Source organism: Enterobacter cloacae complex sp. SHL022, from assembly GCF_049237785.1.
Taxonomy (GTDB): domain Bacteria; phylum Pseudomonadota; class Gammaproteobacteria; order Enterobacterales; family Enterobacteriaceae; genus Enterobacter; species Enterobacter hormaechei_C.
The window spans coordinates 163666-188475 of sequence record NZ_JBMKJH010000009.1 but is presented as its reverse complement, the minus strand read 5'-3'; the positions used below and the strand labels follow the sequence as shown (position 1 = coordinate 188475).

16 protein-coding genes are annotated in these 24810 nt (G+C 57.0%); 12 read left to right on the top strand and 4 right to left on the bottom strand.

Annotated elements, in window-relative coordinates; genetic code table 11:
* Positions 1 to 114 precede the first annotated feature (114 nt).
* The 9 genes from bcsR to ACOTZD_RS18800 all read left to right on the top strand — a co-directional run bounded on the left by bcsR (position 115) and on the right by ACOTZD_RS18800 (position 15976).
* Positions 115 to 303 carry a cellulose biosynthesis protein BcsR gene (bcsR, locus tag ACOTZD_RS18840; protein WP_003861175.1) on the top strand — a complete coding sequence of 63 codons (189 nt, stop codon included), beginning with the start codon at positions 115 to 117 and terminating at the stop codon, positions 301 to 303.
* Between the two features lie 11 nt (positions 304 to 314).
* Complete coding sequence (gene bcsQ / locus ACOTZD_RS18835; protein WP_003861177.1) at positions 315 to 1067, top strand: cellulose biosynthesis protein BcsQ; 753 nt, start codon at positions 315 to 317, stop codon at positions 1065 to 1067.
* Entirely contained in the window at positions 1064 to 3679 is a 2616-nt protein-coding gene (gene bcsA / locus ACOTZD_RS18830; protein ID WP_022652015.1) for a UDP-forming cellulose synthase catalytic subunit, read from the top strand. The genes bcsQ and bcsA overlap by 4 nt, the downstream gene beginning before the upstream one ends.
* 10 nt (positions 3680 to 3689) lie before the next feature.
* On the top strand, positions 3690 to 6113 hold the full coding sequence (bcsB, locus tag ACOTZD_RS18825) for a cellulose biosynthesis cyclic di-GMP-binding regulatory protein BcsB (protein WP_057979983.1): 2424 nt from the start codon (positions 3690 to 3692) through the stop codon (positions 6111 to 6113).
* Between the two features lie 6 nt (positions 6114 to 6119).
* A complete protein-coding gene (bcsZ, locus tag ACOTZD_RS18820) occupies positions 6120 to 7226 on the top strand; it encodes a cellulose synthase complex periplasmic endoglucanase BcsZ (protein WP_003861183.1) in 1107 nt (368 codons plus the stop codon).
* Positions 7208 to 10690, top strand: coding sequence for a cellulose synthase complex outer membrane protein BcsC (gene bcsC, locus ACOTZD_RS18815; protein WP_421636359.1), 3483 nt, complete (start codon positions 7208 to 7210; stop codon positions 10688 to 10690). The genes bcsZ and bcsC overlap by 19 nt, the downstream gene beginning before the upstream one ends.
* 120 nt (positions 10691 to 10810) lie before the next feature.
* A complete protein-coding gene (hmsP, locus tag ACOTZD_RS18810; protein ID WP_003861186.1) occupies positions 10811 to 12817 on the top strand; it encodes a biofilm formation regulator HmsP in 2007 nt (668 codons plus the stop codon).
* Positions 12818 to 12976: 159 nt separating this feature from the next.
* Positions 12977 to 14263 carry a C4-dicarboxylate transporter DctC gene (gene dctA / locus ACOTZD_RS18805; protein ID WP_174402455.1) on the top strand — a complete coding sequence of 429 codons (1287 nt, stop codon included), beginning with the start codon at positions 12977 to 12979 and terminating at the stop codon, positions 14261 to 14263.
* A gap of 222 nt (positions 14264 to 14485) precedes the next feature.
* Complete coding sequence (locus tag ACOTZD_RS18800) at positions 14486 to 15976, top strand: M16 family metallopeptidase (protein WP_003861190.1); 1491 nt, start codon at positions 14486 to 14488, stop codon at positions 15974 to 15976.
* A gap of 61 nt (positions 15977 to 16037) precedes the next feature.
* Here ACOTZD_RS18800 and ACOTZD_RS18795 read toward each other — a convergent pair whose 3' ends face one another.
* Positions 16038 to 16967: a sugar kinase gene (locus ACOTZD_RS18795; RefSeq protein WP_003861191.1), complete on the bottom strand. Its 930-nt coding sequence runs from the start codon at positions 16965 to 16967 to the stop codon at positions 16038 to 16040.
* 230 nt (positions 16968 to 17197) lie between these two features.
* Here ACOTZD_RS18795 and pdeH point away from each other — a divergent pair, with 230 nt between their 5' ends.
* Together pdeH and ACOTZD_RS18785 are read left to right on the top strand one after the other, a co-directional pair.
* Positions 17198 to 17971 (top strand): cyclic-guanylate-specific phosphodiesterase, encoded by a 774-nt coding sequence (gene pdeH, locus ACOTZD_RS18790; RefSeq protein WP_023323857.1) that lies wholly within the window; start codon positions 17198 to 17200, stop codon positions 17969 to 17971.
* 65 nt (positions 17972 to 18036) lie between these two features.
* Positions 18037 to 20079, top strand: coding sequence for an AsmA family protein (locus ACOTZD_RS18785; RefSeq protein WP_048210706.1), 2043 nt, complete (start codon positions 18037 to 18039; stop codon positions 20077 to 20079).
* Between the two features lie 250 nt (positions 20080 to 20329).
* Here the strand turns inward: ACOTZD_RS18785 and ACOTZD_RS18780 are convergent, their stop codons facing one another.
* The 3 genes from ACOTZD_RS18780 to ACOTZD_RS18770 form a co-directional block, all read right to left on the bottom strand.
* Positions 20330 to 21652, bottom strand: coding sequence for an MFS transporter (locus ACOTZD_RS18780; protein ID WP_301163719.1), 1323 nt, complete (start codon positions 21650 to 21652; stop codon positions 20330 to 20332).
* Between the two features lie 260 nt (positions 21653 to 21912).
* On the bottom strand, positions 21913 to 22938 hold the full coding sequence (yhjD, locus tag ACOTZD_RS18775) for an inner membrane protein YhjD (protein ID WP_003861199.1): 1026 nt from the start codon (positions 22936 to 22938) through the stop codon (positions 21913 to 21915).
* 50 nt (positions 22939 to 22988) lie between these two features.
* The gene (locus ACOTZD_RS18770) at positions 22989 to 23888 is read right to left on the bottom strand and encodes a LysR family transcriptional regulator (protein ID WP_174402457.1); all 900 of its coding nucleotides are present in this window, start codon (positions 23886 to 23888) and stop codon (positions 22989 to 22991) included.
* Between the two features lie 119 nt (positions 23889 to 24007).
* Here ACOTZD_RS18770 and ACOTZD_RS18765 point away from each other — a divergent pair, with 119 nt between their 5' ends.
* Complete coding sequence (locus ACOTZD_RS18765) at positions 24008 to 24766, top strand: SDR family NAD(P)-dependent oxidoreductase (protein ID WP_174402458.1); 759 nt, start codon at positions 24008 to 24010, stop codon at positions 24764 to 24766.
* Positions 24767 to 24810 lie beyond the last annotated feature (44 nt).

Here is a 24810-nt window from a genome sequence, read left to right as displayed (position 1 = left end):
AAACCTAACATTGAAATTAAAGAACATCAGATTTAGCATGTAAATGAAATTTAGTGGGCAGGACGCCTCGCTGCATCTGAATCTTATGATTTTACTCAAAGGGATGAAAAAAGAATGCAAAATAACGAACCCGCAACCCCAGTCGACTCAAGTCTGGGTTACACATTCCAGAACGATTTTTTGGCACTCACGCAGGCTTTTTCTTTGCCTGAAATAGATTACACCGATATTTCCCAGCGGGAACAGTTGGCGGCGGCTATTAAACGTTGGCCGTTATTAGCTGAGTTTGCCCAACAACAATAAGGAAGCCATTGATGGCTGTACTAGGATTACAGGGCGTCCGTGGTGGGGTGGGTACAACTTCCGTTACCGCGGCGCTGGCGTGGTCATTGCAGGTATTAGGTGAATCGGTACTGGTCATTGATGCCTGTTCCGATAATTTGCTGCGCATGTCATTCAATGTCGACTTTACGCATGCAAACGGCTGGGGACGTGCGCTTCTGGACGATAAAGACTGGCGGGATGCGGGTTTGCGTTATACCTCCCAGCTCGATTTGCTTCCCTTTGGTCAATTGACCGAAACCGAGCGCGGGAATGAAGCCGCGTACCAGCGCCTGTTCTCTCGCTTCATCACCGCATTGCAGAGCCTGAAAGAGAGCGGGCACTACCAGTGGATCCTGCTGGACCTGCCGCACGGTGCCGCGTCGCTGACCCGCCAGCTGCTGGCGCAGTGCGACCATGTGCTCTCCATCGCGAACGTAGATGCGAATTGTCATATCCGTCTGCATCAGCAGCCGATGCCTGCCAATGCCCATATTCTGATCAACGATCTGCGCATTGGCAGCCAGATCCAGGACGATCTCTACCAGGTCTGGCTCCAGAGTCAGCGCCGCCTGTTGCCGATGGTGATCCATCGTGACGAAGCGATGGCGGAGTGCCTCGCGTCCAAACAACCCCTCGGGGAGTACCGTAGCGATTCACTGGCGGCGGAAGAGATCCTGACGCTGGCCAACTGGTGTCTGCTGCACTTTGCTAAACGGCCGGAGCCTGCCGGGAGTTCAGTATGAGCCGCCTGACTAACTGGCTGCTCATTCCGCCGGTCAGTTCGCGCTTAAGTGAACGCTACCGCCATTACCGTCATCACGGCGCCTCGTCGCTGAGCGCAGCGCTGGGCTGTTTGTGGATGATTCTGGCGTGGATGTTCATCCCCCTCGAGCATCCCCGCTGGCAACGCATTCGTGCGCGCCACGGTGAACTCTATCCGCATATCAACCCTGACAAGCCGCGTCCGCTGGATCCCGCGCGCTACGCTATTCAGTCCATCTGGCTACTGACGACCTCAACGGGCGCGGAGAAAAAAACGTCCCGCTGGCGCAGCTTCGATCGTGTGCAGAACCTGCGTGAACACTACCACCAGTGGCTTGACCGGCTACCCGACCGGGTGGGCGACAAAACGGGTCATTTAGATAACCAAAAAGAGCTCGGGCACCTACACCCGGGCTTGCGGCGTTTTATTCTCGGCGTGGTTGTGGTGTTCTCGCTGATTCTTGCGCTGGTCTGTATTACCCAGCCTTTCAACCCGCTGGCGCAGTTCACCTTCCTGATCCTGCTGTGGGGCGTGGCGCTGCTGGTGCGGCGCATACCAGGGCGTTTTTCTGCCCTGATGCTGATTGTGCTATCGCTGACCGTTTCCTGCCGCTACATCTGGTGGCGATATACCTCAACGCTGAACTGGGACGATCCGGTCAGCCTGGTGTGCGGCTTAGTGCTGCTGTTTGCTGAGACTTACGCCTGGATCGTGCTGGTGCTGGGTTACTTCCAGGTTATCTGGCCGCTGAATCGACAGCCGGTGCCGCTGCCAAAAGACACGACCCAGTGGCCTACGGTGGACCTCTTCGTGCCGACCTACAACGAAGACCTGTCGGTGGTAAAAAACACCATTTACGCCGCGCTGGGTATCGACTGGCCGAAGGATAAAATCAAAATCTGGATCCTCGATGACGGTGGCCGCGCCGAGTTCCGCCAGTTCGCGGACGAAGTGGGGGTAGAGTACATCGCCCGTACCACGCATGAACACGCGAAAGCCGGTAACATCAACAATGCGCTGAAATATGCCAAAGGGGAGTTCGTCTCTATTTTCGACTGCGACCACGTGCCAACGCGCTCGTTCCTGCAAATGACCATGGGCTGGTTCCTGAAGGAGAAAGAGCTTGCGATGATGCAGACGCCGCACCACTTCTTCTCACCGGACCCGTTTGAACGTAACCTCGGTCGTTTTCGTAAAACCCCGAACGAGGGCACGCTGTTCTATGGCCTGGTGCAGGACGGGAACGACATGTGGGACGCCACGTTCTTCTGCGGCTCCTGTGCGGTGATCCGCCGGAAACCGCTGGATGAAATTGGCGGGATCGCCGTCGAGACGGTCACGGAAGATGCGCACACCTCGCTGCGTCTGCACCGTCTTGGCTATACCTCGGCCTACATGCGTATTCCTCAGGCGGCGGGGTTGGCCACGGAATCCCTGTCGGCGCACATCGGCCAGCGTATTCGCTGGGCCCGCGGCATGGTGCAAATTTTCAGGCTCGATAACCCGCTGATGGGTAAAGGGCTGAAGCTGGCGCAACGGCTGTGCTACGTCAACGCCATGTTCCACTTCCTGTCGGGTATTCCACGGCTTATCTTTCTCACAGCGCCGCTGGCGTTCCTGCTCCTTCACGCTTACATCATCTATGCGCCTGCGCTGATGATTGCCCTGTTCGTTCTGCCGCACATGATCCACGCCAGCCTGACGAACTCGAAGATTCAGGGGAAATATCGGCACTCCTTCTGGAGTGAAATTTACGAAACGGTGCTGGCCTGGTACATCGCGCCGCCAACCATGGTGGCGCTGATTAACCCGCATAAAGGGAAATTCAACGTCACCGCGAAGGGCGGGCTGGTGGAAGAGGAGTATGTCGACTGGGTGATCTCCCGGCCCTATATCTTCCTGGTGCTGCTGAATATTGTGGGCGTGATTGTTGGGATCTGGCGCTACTTCTACGGCCCGGAAAACGAAATTCTGACGGTCTTCGTGAGTATGGCGTGGGTGTTTTATAACCTGATTATCCTCGGTGGCGCGGTGGCGGTATCGGTGGAGAGCAAGCAGGTTCGCCGCGCGCATCGCGTCGAAATCAGCATGCCAGCGGCCATTGCCCGCGACGATGGACATCTCTTCTCCTGTACCGTACATGACTTTTCGGATGGCGGTCTGGGTATCAAGATCAACGGTCAGGCGAAGGTGCTGGAGGGGCAGAAGGTCAACCTACTGCTTAAGCGCGGCCAGCAGGAGTATGTCTTCCCGACGCAGGTGGTGCGTGTGAGAGGAAATGAAGTGGGTCTGCAACTGATGCCGCTGACCAAAAAACAACACATTGATTTTGTGCAGTGTACGTTTGCCCGCGCGGATACGTGGGCTCTCTGGCAGGACAGCTTCCCTGAGGATAAGCCTCTGGAAAGCCTGCTGGATATTCTTAAGCTGGGGTTCCGTGGCTATCGTCACCTTGCAGAATTTGCCCCGTCGTCGGTGAAATTAATTTTCCGGTCACTTACTTCACTGGTTTCCTGGGTCGTGTCGTTCATTCCGCGTCGACCTGAGCGAGATGAAGCGAAGCAGGCGGACCCGGTTATGGCTCAACAATGATGATAACGCGATGAAAACAAAACTTTCCTGGTTATGTGCAGTGGCAATGGGGATGAGTGCGCTCCCTGCAACAGTGGCTAACGCGGCGCCTGATAACGCAGCGACCACGCCCGCGCCAACGGTGCCTGTCGTCGCGCAAGCGACCGATCCGGTTGTGACGGCCGCGCCGGGGCAGACGGAGAACGTTGTCCCGAATCAGCCGACGACGGGGAATACGCTGCCCGGCGACAACCCGGTGGTTGGGCAGGTCATGCCTGGCGTGCCGGGAGCCAGTGCGCCGGTGGTTGCCGAAAATACGCCGTCGCGTGACGTTAAGCTGACGTTTGCCCAGATCGCGCCTCCTCCGGGCAGCATGGTTCTGCGCGGCATCAACCCAAATGGCGGTATCGAATTCGGTATGCGCAGCGATGAAGTTGTGTCAAAAGCGATGCTCAACCTGGAATACACCCCATCGCCGTCGTTGCTGCCGGTGCAGTCCCAGCTTAAGGTCTATCTGAATGACGAGCTGATGGACGTCCTGCCCGTCACCAAAGAGCAACTGGGTAAGAAAACCCTGGCTCAGGTGCCGATTAATCCGCTGTTTATCACCGACTTTAACCGCGTGCGTCTGGAGTTTGTCGGCCACTACCGCGATGTCTGTGAAAACCCGGCCAGCAGCACCCTGTGGCTGGATGTCGGGCGTAACTCTTCGCTTCAGATGACCTATCAGCCGCTGGCGTTGAAAAACGATCTCTCCGCCTTCCCGGTGCCGTTCTTCGACCCGCGTGATAACCGTCCGCTGAATCTGCCGATGGTCTTTGCCGGCTCGCCGGATGTGACCGAACAGCTGGCGGCCTCTATCGTGGCATCCTGGTTTGGTTCCCGCTCCGGCTGGCGTGGTCAAAGTTTCCCGGTCATGTACGACAAAATGCCAGACAAAAACGCGATTGTGTTTGCCACCAACGCCAAACGCCCGGCATTCCTGCGTGACCATCCGGAGGTGAAAGCACCCACCATCGAGATGATCAGCCATCCGGACAATCCGTACGTGAAGCTGCTGGTGATCTTCGGCCGTGATGACAAAGATCTGGTGCAGGCGGCGAAGGGCATTGCGCAGGGAAATATCCTGTTCCGCGGTAACAGCGTTGTGGTGGATGAGGTGAAACCGCTGCTGGCGCGTAAGCCTTATGATGCGCCGAACTGGGTACGTACCGACCGGGCAATCACCTTTGGCGAGCTGAAAACCTATGAAGAGCAATTGCAGTCAACCGGGCTTGAACCTTCTCCTGTCAGCCTGTCGCTGAACCTGCCGCCGGATCTCTATCTGCTGCGCACCAACGGCATTGATATCAACCTGAACTACCGTTACACCGCGCCGGCAACCAAAGACAGCTCGCGCATGGATATCAGCCTCAACAACCAGTTCCTGCAATCGTTCAGCCTGACCAGCAGCCAGGAGACAAACCGGTTGATGCTTCGTCTGCCTGTATTGCAGGGGCTGCTGGATGGCAAAACCGATGTGTCGATCCCGGCGCTGAAGCTCGGTGCGGTGAACCAGCTGCGGTTTAACTTCCAGTATATGAACCCCATGCCGGGTGGATCGGTGGAAAACTGTATTACCTTCCAGCCGGTGCAAAACCACGTGGTGATTGGCGATGATTCCACGATCGACTTCTCGAAGTATTACCACTTTATCGCGATGCCGGATCTGCGTGCCTTTGCTAACGCCAGCTTCCCGTTCAGCCGCATGGCTGATCTCTCTGAATCGATTGTCGTGATGCCAAAAGCGGCCAACGAAGGTCAGGTTGCCACGCTGCTGGACACCATGGGTACCGTTGGGGCGCAAACCGGCTTGCCGGCTATCAACGTGACGGTGACGGATGACGGTAGTCAGATCCAGAACAAAGATGCCGATATCATGGTCATCGGCAACATTCCGGACAAGCTGAAAGACGAGAAGCGCGTCGATCTGCTGGTGCAGGCGGCTCAGTCATGGGTCAACACGCCGCTGCGTCAGACCGAGTTCCCGAGCATCATGCCGGACAGCGGCGATCGTCAGGCCAATATCAGGACGACCGTAAGTTCAACGGGTCCGATGGCCGCGATTGTCGGCTTCCAGTCGCCGTATAACGACCAGCGCAGCGTTATCGCCCTGCTGGCGGACAGCCCACGCGGCTATGAGCTGCTCAACACGGCCATGAACGACAGCGGTAAACGGGCAGCAATGTTCGGTTCCGTCTCGGTGATCCGTGAGTCGGGGGTAAACAGCCTGCGCGTGGGGGATGTCTACTACGTCGGTCATCTGCCGTGGTTCGAACGCCTGTGGTACGCCCTGTCTAACCACCCGGTGCTGCTGGCCGTGCTGGCTGCGCTCAGCGTCGTATTGCTGGCGTGGGTACTGTGGCGTCTGCTGCGAATCATCAGCCGTCGTCGTCTTAACCCGGACCATGAGTAAGCGGTGATGAAAATCTTTCGCGGGTGTGTAGTCGCAGCGTTGATGCTGGCGGCGGCGAATCTTCACGCTGCCTGTCGCTGGCCTGCCTGGGAGACGTTCAAGCAGGATTATATGAGCGAAAGTGGGCGGGTCATTGATCCCAGTGACGCGCGCAAAATCACCACCTCCGAAGGGCAAAGCTACGGGCTGTTCTTTGCCCTCGCGGCAAACGATCGCAAGGCGTTCGATCTGCTGCTGGCATGGACGCGCGATAACCTTGCCGAGGGAGATTTAGCCCAACATCTCCCGGCCTGGCTGTGGGGAAAAAAGGACGACGAAACCTGGGCGGTTATCGACCCTAACTCCGCGTCTGATGCCGATATCTGGATTGCCTGGTCGCTGCTGGAAGCCGGGCGGCTGTGGAAAAATCCCGATTACACGCGCACGGGTAAGGCGCTGTTGACGCGCATTGCCAGTGAGGAAGTGGTGAAGGTGCCGGGGCTGGGTTCTATGCTGCTGCCGGGTAAAGTCGGTTTTGCCGAAGAGAGTGTCTGGCGCTTCAACCCCAGCTACCTGCCGCCGCAGCTTGCGAGCTATTTCACCCGTTTTGGCGCGCCGTGGACGACGCTCCGTGAAACTAACCTGCGTCTGCTGCTGGAGACCGCGCCTAAAGGATTTTCCCCGAACTGGGTGAAATACCAGAAAAAGGGCGGCTGGCAGCTGTCGCAGGATGCATCCCTGATCGGCAGCTACGATGCGATTCGCGTCTATCTGTGGGTAGGGATGATGAACGATAACGATCCGCAGAAAGCCCGGCTACTGGCGCGTTTCAAGCCCATGGCGACCACCACAATCAAACAAGGCTTGCCGCCGGAGAAAGTGGATGTAGCTACCGGGAAACGCACCGGAGATGGGCCGGTAGGGTTTTCTGCCTCTCTCCTTCCGTTTTTACAAAACCGGGACGCGCAGGCGGTGCAACGCCAGCACGTCGCCGATCGTTTTCCCGATAACAATGCTTATTACAGCTACGTTCTGACCCTCTTTGGACAAGGGTGGGATCAGCATCGTTTTCGTTTCACCGTGCAAGGTGAATTACTACCGGATTGGGGCCAGGAATGCGCACGTTCACACTGAATCTACTCACCTTATCGCTTGGCCTGGCGCTAATGCCCCTGGCCCAGGCCGCCAACTCCCCGCAGCAGAGACAGCTGCTGGAACAGGTCCGTCTGGGGGAATCCACCCAGCGTGAGGATTTAGTGCGCCAGTCGCTCTATCGCCTTGAGCTGATCGATCCCAACAACCCGGACGTGATTGCCGCGCGCTTCCGCTACCTGTTACGACAGGGCGATACGGCGGGCGCGCAAAAAGAGCTGGATCGCCTGAAAGGAATGGCACCCGATTCCAGTGCCTACCAGTCCTCCCGTACTACCATGCTGCTCTCCACGCCGAATGGTCGCCAGGCCCTCCAGCAGGCTCGCCTGCTTGCCACCACCGGGCACACGCAGGAAGCCATTGCTGCGTATGACAAACTGTTTGACGGTAAGCCGCCCAGCGGCGACATCGCGACGGAGTACTGGAACGTGGTGGCGAAAGAGCCAGCCCGCCGCAACCTGGCCATTAATCAGCTTAAGAAAATAAACGCCAGCAGTCCGGGCAACGTCCCGCTACAGTCCTCGCTGGCACAGCTTCTGTTCCAGAGCGGACGGCGTGATGAAGGGTTCGCGGTGTTGCAGGAGATGGCCAAATCGAATAATGGCCGCAGTCAGGCGTCGGACATGTGGTACCAGCAGATCAAAGATCAGCCGGTCAGCAGCGCCAGCGTCACCGCGCTGCAACAATACCTGAGCGTATTCAGCGATGGCGATAACGTGACGGCGGCGCGCACCCAGCTTGAAGCACAGCAAAAACAGCTCGCCGATCCGGCGTTCCGCGCCAAAGCCGAAGGGTTAGCCGCAGTGGATGCCGGGCAGGGCAGTAAAGCGGTAACGGAGTTGCAAAAAGCAGTCAGCGCCAACCACGCTGACAGTGAAGCCGTAGGCGCTCTGGGGCAGGCCTATTCTCAGAAAGGCGATCGCGCGCGTGCGGTTGCGCAGTTTGAAAAGGCGATCGCCCTCGATCCGCAGAGCGATAACCGGGGCAAATGGGACAGCCTGCTGAAGGTCAACCGATACTGGCTGCTGATCCAGCAGGGGGATAACGCCCTGAAAGCCAACAATACGGCCCAGGCCGAACGCTATTACCAGCAGGCGCGCAATATCGACAATACTGACAGCTACGCGGTTCTGGGGCTCGGTGATGCGGCGGCGGCGCGCAAAGATAACGACGCGGCCGAGCGCTATTACCGCCAGGCGTTGCGGATGGACAGCGGCAACAGCAACGCGGTGCGCGGTCTCGCTAATATTTATCGCGCGCAGTCTCCGGAGAAGGCGACGCAGTTTATTCAGTCGCTCTCTGCCAGCCAGCGCCGCAGCATTGATGATATTGAACGTAGCCTGACGAACGAGCAGCTGTCAGCCCAGGCTGAACAGCTGGAAAGCGAGGGGAAATATGCGCAGGCCGCAGAAATTCAGCGCCGACGCCTTGCGCTTTCCCCGGGCGACGTGTGGATCACCTACCGACTGTCACGCGATCTGTATAGCGCGGGTCAGCGCAGCCAGGCGGATAACCTGATGCGTCAGCTGGCAAGTCAGAAACCGGGCGATCCGGATCAGGTTTACGCCAGCGGGCTGTACCTGTCCGGTAACGATCAGGACCGGGCGGCGCTGGCGCATCTGAACACGCTGCCGCGCGACAAGTGGAACGGCAACATTCAGGCGCTGGCGGACCGCCTGCAAAGTAACCAGGTGCTGGAAACCGCCAACCGCCTGCGCGACAGTGGAAAAGAGCAGGAGGCGGAAACGTTGCTTCGCCAGCAGCCTCCGTCCACCCGTATCGACCTGACGCTGGCGGACTGGGCTGAACAGCGGGGCGATCATGAGGCCGCGAAAACCGCCTACAACACCATTCTGCAACGCGAACCGCAGAACGAAGACGCGATCCTCGGCCTGACCGAGGTCTCTCTTGCCCAGGGCAACAAGGACTCGGCGCGCGCGGCGCTGGCGAAACTGCCCGCGGCACAGAACGGCGAACCGCTCTCCATCAATATGCAGCGCCGGCTTGCCATGGCGCAGGCCGGACTGGGTGATCCTGCCGCGGCCGAAAAGACCTTCAACGCCATTCTTCCGCAGGCCAAATCGCAGCAGCCTTCGATGGAAAGTGCGCTGGTGATGCGCGATGCCGCCCGTTTCCAGGCACAAAATGGTCAGCCTCAGCAGGCGCTGGACACCTGGAAAGATGCGATGGTCTCATCGGGCATCACAACGACCCGTCCGACCGATAACGACAGCTTTACGCGACTCACGCGTAACGATGAGAAAGATGACTGGCTGAAGCGCGGCGTGCGTAGTGATGCAGGCGATCTTTATCGTCAGCAGGATCTGAACGTCACGCTGCAACACGACTACTGGGGCTCCAGCGGCACGGGAGGCTATTCCGACCTGAAAGCGCACACCACCATGCTCCAGGTTGATGCGCCGCTGTCGGATGGACGTATGTTCTTCCGTAGCGATCTGGTCAATATGAACGCCGGTTCCTTTGACACCGATAACGGAACTTACGATCCGACATGGGGTACCTGTGCCGAAACGCCATGTCACGGCAGCACGAACCAGTCGGCCAACGGCGCCAGCGTGGCCGTCGGCTGGCAGAACAAAACCTGGGCGTGGGATATCGGTACAACGCCGATGGGCTTCGACGTGGTCGATGTGGTGGGCAGCCTGAGCTACAGCAACGATTTAGGGCCGATTGGCTACACCCTGAACGCCCATCGCCGTCCGATTTCCAGCTCGGTGCTGGCCTTCGCCGGGCAAAAAGATCCCAATACCGACACCACCTGGGGCGGCGTGCGTGCCACCGGTGGCGGCGTGAGCATGAGCTACGACAAAGGCGAAGCTAACGGTATCTGGTCAAGCCTGAGTGCCGACAGCCTCACCGGGAAGAATGTCGAAGATAACTGGCGCGTCCGCTGGATGACCGGCTATTACTACAAGCTCATCAATCAGAACAACGAACGCCTGACGGTGGGCGTGTCCAACATGCTCTGGCATTACGATAAGGATTTAAGTGGCTATTCGCTGGGCCAGGGCGGTTACTACAGTCCCCAGGAGTATGTGTCGTTCGCCTTACCGGTGAACTGGCGTAAACGCACAGAGAACTGGTCATGGGAGCTGGGCGGCTCCGTCTCCTGGTCTCATTCAAAAACAAAAGATGTGATGCGTTATCCGTTACAGGGGCTGATCCCGGACAATGAGCCAGGCCGTTATACCGATAAAGGTGTGATGGAAACCGGAAGTAGCTCGTCAGGCACGGGTTATACCGCAAGGGCGATTGTTGAACGCCGCGTGACGTCCAACTGGTTTGTCGGTCTGGGCGTCGATATTCAGGAAGCAAAAGACTATACCCCGAGCCATGCGCTGCTCTACGTTCGGTATTCTGCCGCGGGCTGGCAGGGTGATATGGACTTACCACCGGAACCGCTGGTGCCTTATGCAGACTGGTGATCGGATTTTTACTTAATCTAATTGTAAGTCTCTCTTAAAAGTGCAGCTATCGGGTATACTCGGACGCACCAGGTTTACACCCTGGTGCGCCCTGCGCTTCGAGTTTTGTGGAGAGTCATTTTGCGTGTCAGCCGTTCCTTAACGATCAAACAGATGGCGATGGTGTCTGCCGTCACAATGCTGTTTGTCTTCATCTTCTGCGTCATTTTGCTGTTTCACTCCGTACAGCAGAATCGCTACAACACGGCTTCGCAACTGGAAAGTATTGCCCGCTCGGTGCGGGAACCCCTGTCAGCCTCGATCCTGAAAGGGGATATCCCCGAGGCGGAATCCATCCTGAAGCGCATTCAGCCCGCCGGTATCGTGAGCCGCGCGGATGTTGTACTGCCGAATCAGTTCCAGGCGCTGCGGATGAGCTTTATCCCGGAGCGTTCCGTCCCGATGATGGTGATGCGCCTGTTTGAACTGCCGGTGCAAATTTCCCTGCCTCTCTACTCCCTGGAAAGACCGGCTAACCCGCAACCGCTGGCCTACCTGGTGCTACAGGCCGACTCGTACCGCATGTATAAATTCGTCATGAGTTGGGTTGCTACATTAGTGACCACTTACTTACTTTTGACATTAATGCTGAGCGTGGCGCTGACGTGGTGTATCAACCGGTTAATTGTGCATCCGTTGCGCCGCATAGCCCGGGAGCTGAACGACCTCTCTCCACAGGAGCACATGGGGCATCAGCTTCCGTTGCCGCGCCTGCATCACGATGATGAAATTGGCATGCTGGTCCGCAGTTACAATATCAACCAGCAGCGTGTCCTGCGTCAGCAGGAAGAGCTCAGTAGCAACGCCACCCGTTTTCCGGTATCTGATCTGCCAAACAAAGCGTTTTTAATGGCCTTGCTGGAGCAGACCGTCGCCCGCCAGCAGACCACCGCGCTGATGGTGATTGCCTGCGAAACCTTGCAGGACACGGCGGGCGTGCTGAAAGAGAGCCAGCGCGAAATGCTGTTACTGACGCTGGTGGAAAAGGTGAAATCCGTTCTGGCGCCGCGCATGGTGCTCACCCAGGTCAGCGGCTATGACCTGGTGGTGATCGCGAACGGTGTTAAAGAGCCGTGGCACGCCATTACGCTAGGTCAGCAAGTACTCACTGTCATTAATGAGCGGCTGCCCATTCAGGGTATCCAGCTTCGCCCGAGCGCCAGCATCGGTATTGCGATGTACTCCGGGGGGCTGACCGCCGAGCAGCTTTATCGTCGGGCTTTCTCGGCCGCGTTCACCGCGCGGCGGAAAGGGAAAAACCAGATCCAGTTCTTTGATCCGGAGCAGATGGAAAAAGCCCAGCAGCGCCTGACGGAAGAGAGCGACATTCTGACGGCGATGGACAATCGCCAGTTTGCGCTCTGGCTACAGCCGCAGGTCAATTTGCGCACGGGTGAAGTGACCAGCGCCGAAGCGTTGCTGCGTATGCAACAGCCGGACGGCACGTGGGAGCTGCCTGAAGGGATGATCGAACGTATCGAGTCCTGCGGCCTGATGGTCACCGTCGGCTACTGGGTGCTGGAAGAGTCTTGCCGCCAGCTTGCGGCCTGGCAACAACGGGGCATCACGCTGCCGCTGTCGGTGAATCTCTCTGCGCTACAGCTGATGCACCCGACCATGGTGCCGGAGATGCTTGAGTTGATCCATCGCTACCGCATCCAGCCCCACACGTTGATCCTGGAAGTCACCGAGAGCCGTTGTATCGATAATCCTGACGACGCTGTCGCCATCCTGAAACCGCTGCGTAATGCCGGGATCCGCATTGCGCTGGACGATTTCGGTATGGGGTATTCCGGCCTGCGTCAGCTCCAGCACATGAAAACGTTGCCGGTGGACGTCCTGAAAATCGACAAAACCTTTGTGGAAGGGCTGCCGGAAGATTGCAGCCTGGTGCAGGCCATTATTCAGATGGCGCACAGCCTGAATCTGCACGTCATTGCCGAGGGTATTGAAACCGACGCCCAGCGTGAGTGGCTGGCTGCGGCGGGCGTAGAGAGCGGACAGGGCTTCCTGTTTGATCGCGCCGTACCGACGGATATCTTTGAGCAACGCTATCTCGCCGACGCTGGCAATAACGCAAAAGTGTAATTTTGTTGCTGGCTTGTGCGAGCCAGCTCAAAGTTCTTAACATTTGTGTTTCAAATTTGAACCCCGTTTATTTCTGTCCTGTTATGTGGGTGTTATTTTAAAGCCGCAGGTTAACCATAACCTTACAAAGCCTGTAGTTTTTCTTTCCAGGGACACCCTATGAAAACCTCACTCTTCAAAAGTCTTTACTTCCAGGTCCTGACAGCCATCGCCATCGGTATTCTGCTCGGTCACTACTACCCGGAGCTGGGCGCGCAGATGAAACCGCTTGGCGACGCGTTCGTTAAGCTCATCAAAATGATCATCGCGCCGGTCATTTTCTGTACCGTGGTGACCGGTATCGCTGGCATGGAAAGCATGAAGGCGGTCGGGCGTACGGGGGCGGTTGCCCTGCTGTACTTCGAGATTGTCAGTACCATCGCGCTGATTATCGGCCTGATTATTGTCAACGTGGTACAGCCTGGCGCGGGCATGAACGTTGACCCGGCCACGCTGGATGCGAAAGCGGTGGCGGTTTACGCTGAACAGGCGAAAGATCAGGGGATTGTTGCCTTCCTGCTGGACGTGATCCCGAGCAGCGTGATTGGCGCGTTCGCCAGCGGAAACATCCTCCAGGTACTGCTGTTTGCCGTGCTGTTTGGCTTTGCCCTGCACCGTCTTGGCAGCAAAGGCCAGCTGATTTTTAACGTCATTGAAAGCTTCTCGCAGGTTATCTTCGGCATCATCAACATGATTATGCGTCTGGCCCCGATTGGCGCCTTTGGCGCGATGGCCTTCACCATCGGGAAATACGGCGTCGGCACGCTGGTACAGCTGGGCCAGCTGATCGTCTGCTTCTACATCACCTGTATTCTGTTTGTGGTGGTGGTGCTCGGCTCCATCGCCCGTGCGACCGGCTTCAGCATCTTCAAATTTATCCGTTACATTCGTGAAGAGCTGCTGATTGTCCTCGGCACATCCTCTTCGGAGTCCGCGCTGCCGCGTATGCTCGATAAAATGGAAAAGCTGGGCTGCCGTAAGTCAGTGGTGGGGCTGGTTATTCCTACGGGCTACTCTTTTAACCTGGATGGCACCTCGATATACCTGACGATGGCGGCGGTCTTTATTGCCCAGGCCACTAATAGCCACATGGATATCTTCCATCAGATTACGCTGCTGGTGGTGCTTCTGCTCTCTTCAAAAGGGGCGGCGGGCGTAACGGGCAGCGGATTTATCGTGCTGGCGGCCACCATTTCGGCGGTGGGCCATCTGCCGGTAGCGGGCCTGGCCCTGATCCTCGGTATTGACCGCTTTATGTCTGAAGCCCGTGCGTTAACCAACCTGGTCGGCAATGGCGTGGCGACGATTGTGGTGGCGAAGTGGGTGAAAGAGCTGGATCACAAGAAGCTTAACGATACGCTGAATAACCGCACATCTGAGGGCAAAACCCCCGGTTTATCCTCTTAATCCCTCATAAATGCCCGTATTCCCTTGTGGGGATGCGGGCACCTGCGCATAATAACCGTTCATACCTGTCATAATTCGACAAGATTTTTTTTGGGTATATTTCACTTCCGCCCGTGACGTTTAGCTGAACACGCTGTCTAATCGGAAGGTTTTCATCGTCATCTTTGAGTGCTCACGTCGCGAGACACTCTCTTTAACCAGGAATGTTGATCAGGGGTTCACATGCAGGGCACAAAAATTCGACTCTTAACCGGCGGTTTGCTGATGATGGCAGCAGCCAGTTATGTGCAGGCAGATGCGCTCCAGCCAGACCCGGCCTGGCAACAGGGAACACTGGCGAACGGTTTCCAGTGGCAGGTATTATCCACTCCGCAACGTCCGAGCGATCGCATTGAAATCCGTCTTTCTGTGAATACCGGCTCCCTCACTGAAAGCACCCAGCAGACCGGCTTAAGCCACTTTATTCCTCGACTGGCGCTCACCCAGAGCGGCAGTTTGCAGGCGGTTCAGGTGCGTTCTTTATGGCAACAGGCCATCGATCCGAAACGCCCGCTGCCCCCGGCTGTGGTCTCCTATGACTACACCATGTTTAACCTGAGCCTGCCCAACAACCGTAACGATCTGCTTAAAGAAGCGCTTACCTATCTATCCGATGCCACCGGCAAACTGGCGATTACGCCTGAGACCGTAAACTATGCGTTGAGCAACAGCGACATGGTGGCGACCTGGCCGACGGATACCAAAGAAGGCTGGTGGCGCTACCGCCTGAAAGGGTCCACTCTGCTTGGCCACGACCCGGCAGAACCGCTGAAACAGCCGGTGGATGCAGAGCAGGTGAAATCTTTCTACCAGCAGTGGTACACCCCGGATGCCATGACCCTCATTGTAGTGGGCAACGTGGACAGCCGTGCGGTGATAGAGCAGATCAACAAAGCCTTTGGCGATCTGAAAGGGAAGCGTGAAACGCCTGCCCCTGTTCCTACCTTGTCCCCGCTGCGTCCTGAGACGGTCAGCATCATGACGGATACCGTGCGTCAGGATCGTCTTTCAATGATGTGGGATACGGCCTGGCAGCCGATCCGCGAGTCTTCTGCGCTGCTGCGTTACTGGCGTGCGGATCTCGCGCGTGAAGCGCTGTTCTGGCACGTTCAGCAGACGCTCAGCAAGAACAACGTGAAAGATATTGGCCTGGGCTTTGACTGCCGTGTGCTGTTCCAGCGCGCCCAGTGCGCCATTAACGTGGAATCGCCGGGCGATAAGCTCAATGCCAATCTCGGCGTGGTGGCGAAAGAGCTGGCTAAAGTGCGTAAAGAGGGCCTGTCTGAAGAGGAGTTTAACGCGCTGGTGGCGCAGAAATCCCTTGAATTGCAGAAACTGTTCGCCACCTATGCCCGCGCCGATACCGATATCTTAATCAGCCAGCGCATTCGCTCCTTGCAGAATCAGGTGGTGGATATCGCGCCGGAGCAGTATCAGAAACTGCGTCAGGACTTCCTGAACGGTCTGACCGTGGAGATGCTGAATCAGGATCTGCGCCAGCAGTTGTCGCAGGATATGGCGTTGATTCTGTTACAGCCGAAAGGTGAGCCGGAATATGACATGAAAGAGTTGAAGGCCACCTGGAACGCCATCATGGCGACGGCGCCGCAGCCAGCGCAAACGGCAGCCGATGATTTACATCAGGATGCGAGCGATATTCCGCAGGGCCAGTAAGCCCTGCGTCCCCTCTCCCTGTGGGAGAGGGTTAGGGTGAGGGCATCAGCCCGCCCAGTCCTTAAGCAGGCATCGCCTCGCGCGGAATAATCGCTCCGCGATACTGAATCACCGTGCTGGCCGTTAAATGACCGCGCTGCGCCGCCGCTTCCGGCGTACCTCCCGTCAGACGTACCGCCAGATACCCCGCGCTGAAAGAATCTCCCGCCGCAGTGGTATCGATCACTTTCTCTTTCGCCAGCTTCACCGCCGGGACCTCTGTCACGGCTTCACCTGCAACCGCCACCAGGCAAGACTCCGCCCCACGCTTGATCACCACTTCGCTGACCCCGGCAGCCTGCGTCCGGGCGATGACCTCATCAACCGGTTTTTCGCCCCACAGAGCATCTTCATCATCCAGCGTCAGGAAGGCGATATCGGTGCATTCGAGCATCTGCTGGTAGACCTGCTGCGTCTCTTCGCGGCTGGCCCACAAACGTGGACGGTAGTTGTTATCGAAAATCACCTTACCGCCATTGGCACGGCATTCGCGCAGCAGTGACAGCAGCTTTTCACGGCTCTCCTGGCTCAGGATCGCCAGGCTGATCCCGCTCAGGTAGAGATAATCGAAGGTCGCCAGTTCTTCGCAAATGGCAGCGGCGGCCTCGCTTTCCAGCCAGAATTTGGCGGCCGCTTCATTACGCCAGTAATAGAAGGTGCGCTCGCCGGTGCTGTCGGTTTCGATGTAGTACAAACCCGGCAGGCGGTTTTCCATTCGCTGGATCAGCGAGGTCCCAACGTTTTCACCCTGCCAGGCTTCCAGCATCTGCTGGCTGAAGCTGTCCGTTCCCAGCGCGGTAACGTAGCTCACGCTCAGCGCGTCGGGGGAGACCTGACGGGCAATGTAAACGGAGGTGTTCAATGTATCGCCACCAAAACCGCGGCTGACTTCCGCGCCTTTCTGGGACAGCTCAATCATGCATTCGCCAATCACGGCAATTTTTTTAGACATAGTCGTGAACCTGAACAAAGTAATTAAGGGTAGTGTGCGCTGTGTGTTTTTTATGGTCAACTATATTAAAACGACGTTCCATTATTTTTTTTGAGCCAGCGCGTATTCCGGCATATTTCTGTCATCTTAATTTCATTTTCCCGGTGAATTGAACATAAAGTTCTCACCTGGCGGGCCGATAACTCAGTGACGAGTCCAGAAAGGCTATCCCATACAACAGGACATCCGAAATGAAGTCAGAGCAGGTTATCCAGCGGCTGAGCACTACGCCTGAGGCAAGTATTGAGAACTTGCAGGAGCATCGCTACTGGCTGCAATGTGAGCGAGCGTACACTTATCAGCCCATCTACCGTACCGACGGTCGGTTAATGGCGATTGAGGTGTTAACGGTCGTCACTCATCCATCGAATCCTTCACAGCGTATTGCACCGGACCGCTATTTTGCGGAGGTTGCCGTGCGTCAGCGTATCGACGTGCTGGAAGAGCAGCTGAGAATGCTGGCGACGAAGCAGGCGTTCTTCAAGCAGCACGGTATTCTGGCGTCGGTGAACGTGGATGGCCCCACCCTGATGGCGTTACGTCAGAATGCGACGTTGCAGGCGCTGATTGCTACCTTGCCGTGGATGCGCTTCGAGCTGGTGGAACATGTTCAGCTGCCGCAGGACTCCTCGTTTGCCTCGATGTGTGAGTTTGGCCCGCTGTGGCTGGATGATTTCGGTACCGGTATGGCCAACTTCTCCGCCCTGAGCGAAGTGCGTTATGACTACATCAAAGTGGCCCGCGATCTGTTTATCATGCTGCGCCAGACGCCGGAGGGACGGAACCTGTTTACGATGCTCCTGCAACTGATGAACCGCTATTGCCAGGGCGTCATTGTGGAAGGCGTAGAAACGCTGGAGGAGTGGCGCGACGTGCAAAATTCTCCGGCAGCGGCGGCACAGGGTTATTTCCTCTCTCGTCCTGTCCCCATGGATACCCTGGAAAAGGTGATAACCAGCCTCTGATCTGCCCGCTTCCCTTTGTCTGAACTATAGTTTTAGAGGCAAGTTCATCAGGAAAGGGGACAACAATGACAAAAACAACCAGGGTGATTTCCTGGACAGCAGGGATTTTCTTGTTGCTGATCGTGGTCTTAATCATCATTATCGCCACGTTTGACTGGAACCGCCTCAAACCGACCATCAACCAGAAAGTCTCAACCGAGCTGAACCGCCCCTTCGCAATACGTGGCGATTTGGGCGTCGTGTGGGAGCGCCAGAAAGAGGAAACTGGCTGGCGGAGCTGGGTGCCCTGGCCGCACGTTCATGCCGACGATATTATTCTCGGTAACCCGCCCGACATCCCCGAAGTAACCATGATCCACCTGCCGCGAGTGGAAGCCACGCTGGCGCCGTTAGCCCTGTTAACCAAAACGGTGTATCTGCCGTGGATCAAACTCCAGCAGCCCGACGCGCGGCTGATTCGCCTGTCAGAGAAAAACAACAACTGGACGTTCGATCTCGCCAGCACCGGCGATAAAGATCAGAATGCGCAGCCCTCTTCGTGGTCTTTCCGCCTCGACAATATTCTGTTCGATCGGGGGCGGATCGCCATTGACGATAAAGTGAGTAAGGCTGACGTGGAGATCCTCGTCGATCCGCTGGGCAAGCCGCTGCCGTTTAGCGAAGTAACGGGCAGCAAAGCCAAAGGCGATGACAGCAAAGCGGGCGATTACGTCTTTGGCCTGACGGCGAAAGGGCGCTACAACGGCCAGCCGCTCACCGGTAAAGGCAAAATCGGCGGCATGCTGGCGCTCAGGAGCGAGGGCACGCCGTTCCCGGTGCAGGCGGATTTTCGCTCCGGCAATACCCGCGTGGCGTTCGTGGGCACGGTTAACGACCCGATGAACATGGGCGGCGTCGACCTCCAGCTTAAGTTTGCCGGTGATTCGCTGGGGGAACTGTACGATCTCACCGGCGTACTGCTGCCGGATACTCCGCCGTTTGAAACGGACGGGCACCTGGTTGCCAAAATCAACACCGAAAAATCGTCCGTCTTTGACTACCGTGGATTCAACGGCCGCATCGGCGACAGCGATATCCACGGCACGCTGACCTACACCACCGGTAAACCGCGCCCGAAACTGGAGGGGGACGTTGAATCCCGCCAGCTGCGTCTGGCCGATCTTGGTCCGCTGATTGGCGTAGATTCGGGCAAAGGCACGAAGTCTAAAGAGGTTAAAAAGGACGTTCAGCCTGCGGGTAAAGTGCTGCCCTATGACCGCTTCGAAACCGACAAATGGGACGTGATGGATGCGGATGTGCGCTTCAAAGGACGTAAAATCGAGCATGGCAGCACGCTGCCGCTGAGCAACCTCTCGACCCATATCATCCTGAAAAACGCCGACCTGCGCCTGCAACCGCTGAAGTTTGGCATGGCCGGGGGAACCATTTCATCGAATATCCACCTGGAGGGGGATAAAAAGCCGATGCAGGGAAGGGCGGAGATCCAGGCGCGTCGGCTGAAGCTGAAAGAGCTGATGCCGGACGTGGAGCTGATGCAGAAAACCCTCGGTGAGATGAACGGCGACGCGGATATTCGCGGCACGGGTAACTCCGTAGCGGCGCTGCTGGGCAGCGGAAACGGCAACCTGAAACTGCTGATGAACGACGGGCTGGTGAGCCGTAACCTGATGGAGATCCTGGGGCTGAACGTCGGGAACTTTATCATCGGGCAAATCTTCGGTGACGACGAAGTACGCGTTAACTGCGCGGCGGCAAATCTGGATCTGGTCAACGGCGTGGCGCGTCCGCAGATCTTCGCCTTCGACACGGAAAACGCGGTTATCAACGTCACCGGTACCGCCAGCATGGCGTCCGAGCAGCTCGATTTAACCATCGATCCGGAAAGTAAAGGCATTCGTATCATCACCCTGCGCTCGCCGCTGTACGTTCGCGGAACCTTCAAAGATCCGCAGGCGGGCGTGAAGGCTGGGCCGTTGATTGCGCGTGGTGCGGTCGCCGCCGCGCTCGCTACGCTGGTCACCCCTGCGGCGGCGCTGCTGGCGTTGATTTCGCCGTCAGAAGGCGAAGCGAATCAGTGTCGGACGATTTTGTCGCAGATGAAGAAGTAGTCCCGTTTCTCCCTCTCCCTGTGGGTTGAGGGATCCCCACAAAATAATGCCTGCACAGACGGCCCCCTCTCCCTTGAGGGAGAGGGCTGGGGTGAGGGGGAACATACGGCTCTGGTGGTCATTCCGTTCACTTTATGTTCCTTGCTACTCTGTCACGACATGACCGGTGAACGTGCCAGGGTGGCTCAGTCGCCACCACCCTGGCGACCCGCCCTCTCGGCGCATCCCCGCGCCTCGCCCCGGCATTCACTTACAGCGCCTGATGCTTCGTCTCATGCGTCAGCAGCAACGCAATCAGCGTCAGCGCTGCCATTGCTGCCAGATAGACACCCACATAGAACAGGCCATAGTTCGCCTGAAGCCAGGTGGCGATATACGGGGCTACCGAGGCGCCCAGAATCGACGAAACGTTATAGGAGAACGACGCGCCGGTGTAACGCACTTCAGTCGGGAACAGCTCCGGCAGCAGTGCGCCCATTGGGCCAAAGGTCAGCCCCATCAGGCTCAGGCCAATCAGCAGATACGCCATCACCAGCGCAGGGCTACCTGAACCCAGCAGCGGCGGGAAGACAAACAGCGCGAACAGAATAATCAGGGAGGTGATGACGATCATGCTTGAACGACGGCCAAATTTATCCGCCAGCAGGCCCGCGATAGGCACCATCACACCAAATCCGATGACCGCCATCATCAGCATCCACAACACTTCGTTACGTGGCAGGCCCAGGCCGACCGGCGCGGCGGCAGTACTGAAGGTCATGGAGTAAACGGTCATGATGTAGAACAGCGTGTAGGTCGCCAGCATGATGAACGTGCCCAGCACGGTCACGCGGAGGTGTTTGGTCAGCAGCGTCCCCAGCGGAACTTTAACCTGCTTTTTCGCCGCGGCGACTTTAGCAAAGATCGGCGTCTCGTGCAGCGACACGCGCACGTACAGGCCAATCAGCACCAGCACGGCAGAGAAGACGAACGGAATACGCCAGCCCCAGCTCATGAACTGTTCATCGGTCAACAGCCAGGAGAGGAGCAGGAAGGTGCCGTTAGCGAAGAAGAACCCAATCGGTGCGCCCAGCTGCGGGAAAGAGCCATACAGGGCACGCTTGCGCGCCGGAGCGTTTTCGGTCGCCAGCAGTGCCGCGCCGCCCCATTCCCCGCCCAGCCCCAGACCCTGACCAAAGCGCGCCAGCGCCAGCAGCACAGGCGCCAGAATGCCGATAGTTTCATAGGTCGGCAGCAGGCCGATGGCGACGGTGGAGATCCCCATCGTCAGCAGCGAGGCAACCAGCGTCACTTTACGGCCAACGCGATCGCCAAAATGCCCAAAGACCGCTGAACCAATCGGACGCGCAACGAAGGCGATAGCAAAGGTGGCTAAAGACTGTAGCGTGGCTGCCGTCGGGTCGCCCTGAGGGAAGAAAATATGCGGAAAGACAATGACCGCAGCGGTGGCGTAAATATAAAAGTCGAAGAACTCAATGGCGGTGCCAATCAGCGATGCGACGACGACTTTATTGCGCGAGTTGACCGGAACGTGTTCCGCCCCTTCGTTAAGTGTGGTGGCTGTTGCTTGCATAATATTTTCTTATTTTTGGACGAACGAAGGGCCATATTAGGCATAGCAAAAGCGACATTTCAATCTGTAACAAAGGCGTGGTGTGGTCATAAAAGCAACAAAAAGCGGATAATTTTCAGACCAGCGAAAACACTTCTATGAAATGCTTCACACTTTTTAAATATCAGTCATTAAAACTGGTTTTGCGTTAAATAAAAGTTACGGACTGGATTTATATGCTGAAATGGCGGATCGGGCTGAAATATCAGCCCGACAGGACATCAGCGGTGGGTTTTACCCGGCATGCGCGGGTCATCTTTATACTCAGCCGTGGCGATCCACGCGGCGCAGAACAGCGTCAGGCGAGCGAAGAAATAGAAGAAAGCCATCAGCCCCAGCACCGAACCAAAGGCCGCGCCGGAGGGCGACTTCACCAGCGACGGCAGCGTATAGGTCATCACAATTTTGATCACTTCAAAGCCAATGGCGGCAATCAACGTCCCACGGATCAGCGCCTTCTTGCGCGGCCGATGGCGGGGCAAACGCCAGAAGATCCAGAAGAACAGCAGGTAGTTAGCAAAGATGGAGATGGCAAGCCCTATACCGCGCCAGGCCGGTTTCAGCCATTCAATATAATCCAGGTACAGCGCGGAGATAATCATCTGCTGCGCGGAACCGGCGACCGAGGTGATAGAGAGCGTGATGACCAGCGCCACCAGCAGCCCAATCAGCGAAATAAAGTCGCGCAGATACTTCACCCATATCTTCTCCTGATCCTGCGGTCTACGCTCCCAGACGTCACGCGACTGGGCGCGAATAGCCTCACGCAGGTTGCCCATCCAGTTCACCCCGGAATAGAGCGCAATCAGCAACCCGACGATACCCACAGTGGTACGCTGCTGCACGGCGGTGTTGATGGTGCTTTTGAGCGTTGTGGCGAGCGTCTGGTCGCTGACGTTGGTCAGGATCTTATTGAAGATGTCCTGCAACAGCGTCGGGTGAGACGCCAGCACAAAACCGGCGGCGGCAAATGACACCATCAGAATGGGGATCATCGACAGGAACGAGAAATAGGTAATCGCCGCGCCAAACTGATTTCCCATGCGGTCGTTAAAGCGCTCAGCGGCGCGTATCAGGTGAGCAATCGCGGGTATCTGCTGAATTTTTTCGGCTATGCCGGTCACGGTACCCAGCGCTTTGCTGGCCGTTCCAGGCTCTTTCGGCGCTTCAGGCTCGTTATCCATCTTTTTGATGGGTTCATAATCTAAATGTTGAGTCGGTCGTTGCGGGTTATTTTCCGGCGTCACGCGCATTTTCCTTTTCGTTGAGCTGGATGTTACTGAATTATAGCTTGCGACTAGTCCACGTAACCTTTTGTGAGTTCGGTAAGCCACTCCATAAACACATGCACCCGACGGGAGAGGTTACGGCGGTGGGGATAAATGAGGGAGACGGGCATTGGTTCAGCCCGATATTGCGGCAGGATCTCAACGAGTTTTTTCGTGCGCAGGGCATCACGCACCCCGACGCGCGGGACCTGAATAATCCCAAGCCCGGCGATACAGGCGGCCTGGTAGGTTTCTGTGCTGTTAACCGACAATACGCCTCCCGTTTTTACCCACTGGGTCGCGCTGCCGTTGTAATACTCAAAACCCTGCGGACGGGTGCCCAGCGTGGCGGAGTAGTGAATGAGGGCATGCGAAGCCAAATCGTCCAGCGTCTCAGGGTAGCCGAATCGCGTCAGATAATCCGGGCTGGCGCAATTAATCACCGAGAGCTTCCCAAGCGGGCGGGCGATAAGCCCGGAGTCCTTTAAGTTTCCCACGCGAACCACGCAGTCAAATCCTTCGCGGATGACATCGACCAGACGATCGCTGCTACTCAGCTCCAGTTCAATGCCGGGAAACTGTTGTAAAAATGCAGGCAGTTTCGGAATGACGACATTTCGCGCAATGGCAACGGGCATATCCACACGTAGTCGACCACTGATGGTTGAAGGGTCGTGCAGGAACATGCCGTCCAGTTCGTCCAGATTCATCAGCAGATCTTTGGCGCGCTCGTAATAAACCATGCCGTCCTGCGTCAGGCTGACGCGGCGGGTAGTGCGGTGCAGCAGCTGCGTGCCCAGCGCGTTTTCCAGTGCCTGGATCTGTCGCGATACGCTCCCCTTCGGCAGGCTTAACGTCTCCGCCGCGCGGGAAAAACTCTCCAGTTCCGCGACCCGAAGGAAAAGCTGCATTGCGTGTATTTTATCCATAGATGTTGGTCATTGTTGTTAAGAATGAAACAGTGAAGCGCTCACGGCACTATTTATTGATTTTCTACCATCTAATAAGCTCTTTCTCAATCTTCATCACAGCCGAAACGAGGTGAATTATGAGTGAACGTATTGCTTTAGTGACGGGCGGTAGCCGCGGCCTGGGTAAAAATGCCGTTTTGAAGCTGGCCGCGGAAGGGACAGGCATTATCCTCACCTGGAACAACAGCCAGCAGGAGGCGCAGGAAGTTGTGCGCGAAATCGAGGGAAAAGGCGGAAAAGCGGCAGCATTGCAGCTCAACGTCGGCGATACGGCAAGCTTTTCGCGCTTTGCTCAAAAGGTGAAAGATACCCTTAAACACGTCTGGCAACGTGACACCTTTGACTATTTAGTGAACAACGCAGGTACAGGGTTATATGCACCCTATACCGAGACGACTGAGGCGCAGTTTGATGATGCGCTGAACATTCACTTCAAAGGACCGTTTTTCCTCACGCAACAGCTGCTGCCGCTCATAAAAGACGGAGGGCGGATCCTGAACGTCTCCAGCGGACTGGCCCGTTTTACTCAGCCCGGTTCAGGAACCTACGCGGCAATAAAAGGGGCGATGGAGGTGCTGACCCGCTATCAGGCAAAAGAGCTTGGCGCGCGCGGAATTTCCGTCAATATCATCGCGCCCGGCGCGATTGAAACCGACTTTGGGGGCGGGCGAGTGCGGGATAATGCGGAGCTTAACCTGCTGCTGGCCTCGCAGACAGCGCTGGGACGCGTGGGCCTGCCCGATGATATTGGTGACGCCATTGCGGCGTTGCTCAGTGACAAACTGGGCTGGATGAATGCGCAACGTATTGAAGTTTCAGGCGGTATGTTTCTGTAATGTTCAGTCTTAAGGGGGAAGGAACCCTCTTAAGGAAATCCTTA

Excerpts from the sequence above, each read along its gene's own strand:
- ACOTZD_RS18795 (WP_003861191.1), bottom strand. The coding sequence starts at position 16,967 with ATGTCTAAAAAAATTGCCGTGATTGGCGAATGCATGATTGAGCTGTCC.
- ACOTZD_RS18765 (WP_174402458.1), top strand. The coding sequence starts at position 24,008 with ATGAGTGAACGTATTGCTTTAGTGACGGGCGGTAGCCGCGGCCTGGGT.
- bcsB (WP_057979983.1), top strand. The coding sequence starts at position 3,690 with ATGAAAACAAAACTTTCCTGGTTATGTGCAGTGGCAATGGGGATGAGT.
- ACOTZD_RS18800 (WP_003861190.1), top strand. The coding sequence starts at position 14,486 with ATGCAGGGCACAAAAATTCGACTCTTAACCGGCGGTTTGCTGATGATG.
- dctA (WP_174402455.1), top strand. The coding sequence starts at position 12,977 with ATGAAAACCTCACTCTTCAAAAGTCTTTACTTCCAGGTCCTGACAGCC.
- pdeH (WP_023323857.1), top strand. The coding sequence starts at position 17,198 with ATGAAGTCAGAGCAGGTTATCCAGCGGCTGAGCACTACGCCTGAGGCA.
- bcsQ (WP_003861177.1), top strand. The coding sequence starts at position 315 with ATGGCTGTACTAGGATTACAGGGCGTCCGTGGTGGGGTGGGTACAACT.
- ACOTZD_RS18785 (WP_048210706.1), top strand. The coding sequence starts at position 18,037 with ATGACAAAAACAACCAGGGTGATTTCCTGGACAGCAGGGATTTTCTTG.
- bcsA (WP_022652015.1), top strand. The coding sequence starts at position 1,064 with ATGAGCCGCCTGACTAACTGGCTGCTCATTCCGCCGGTCAGTTCGCGC.
- ACOTZD_RS18780 (WP_301163719.1), bottom strand. The coding sequence starts at position 21,652 with ATGCAAGCAACAGCCACCACACTTAACGAAGGGGCGGAACACGTTCCG.
- bcsC (WP_421636359.1), top strand. The coding sequence starts at position 7,208 with ATGCGCACGTTCACACTGAATCTACTCACCTTATCGCTTGGCCTGGCG.
- bcsR (WP_003861175.1), top strand. The coding sequence starts at position 115 with ATGCAAAATAACGAACCCGCAACCCCAGTCGACTCAAGTCTGGGTTAC.
- ACOTZD_RS18770 (WP_174402457.1), bottom strand. The coding sequence starts at position 23,888 with ATGGATAAAATACACGCAATGCAGCTTTTCCTTCGGGTCGCGGAACTG.
- bcsZ (WP_003861183.1), top strand. The coding sequence starts at position 6,120 with ATGAAAATCTTTCGCGGGTGTGTAGTCGCAGCGTTGATGCTGGCGGCG.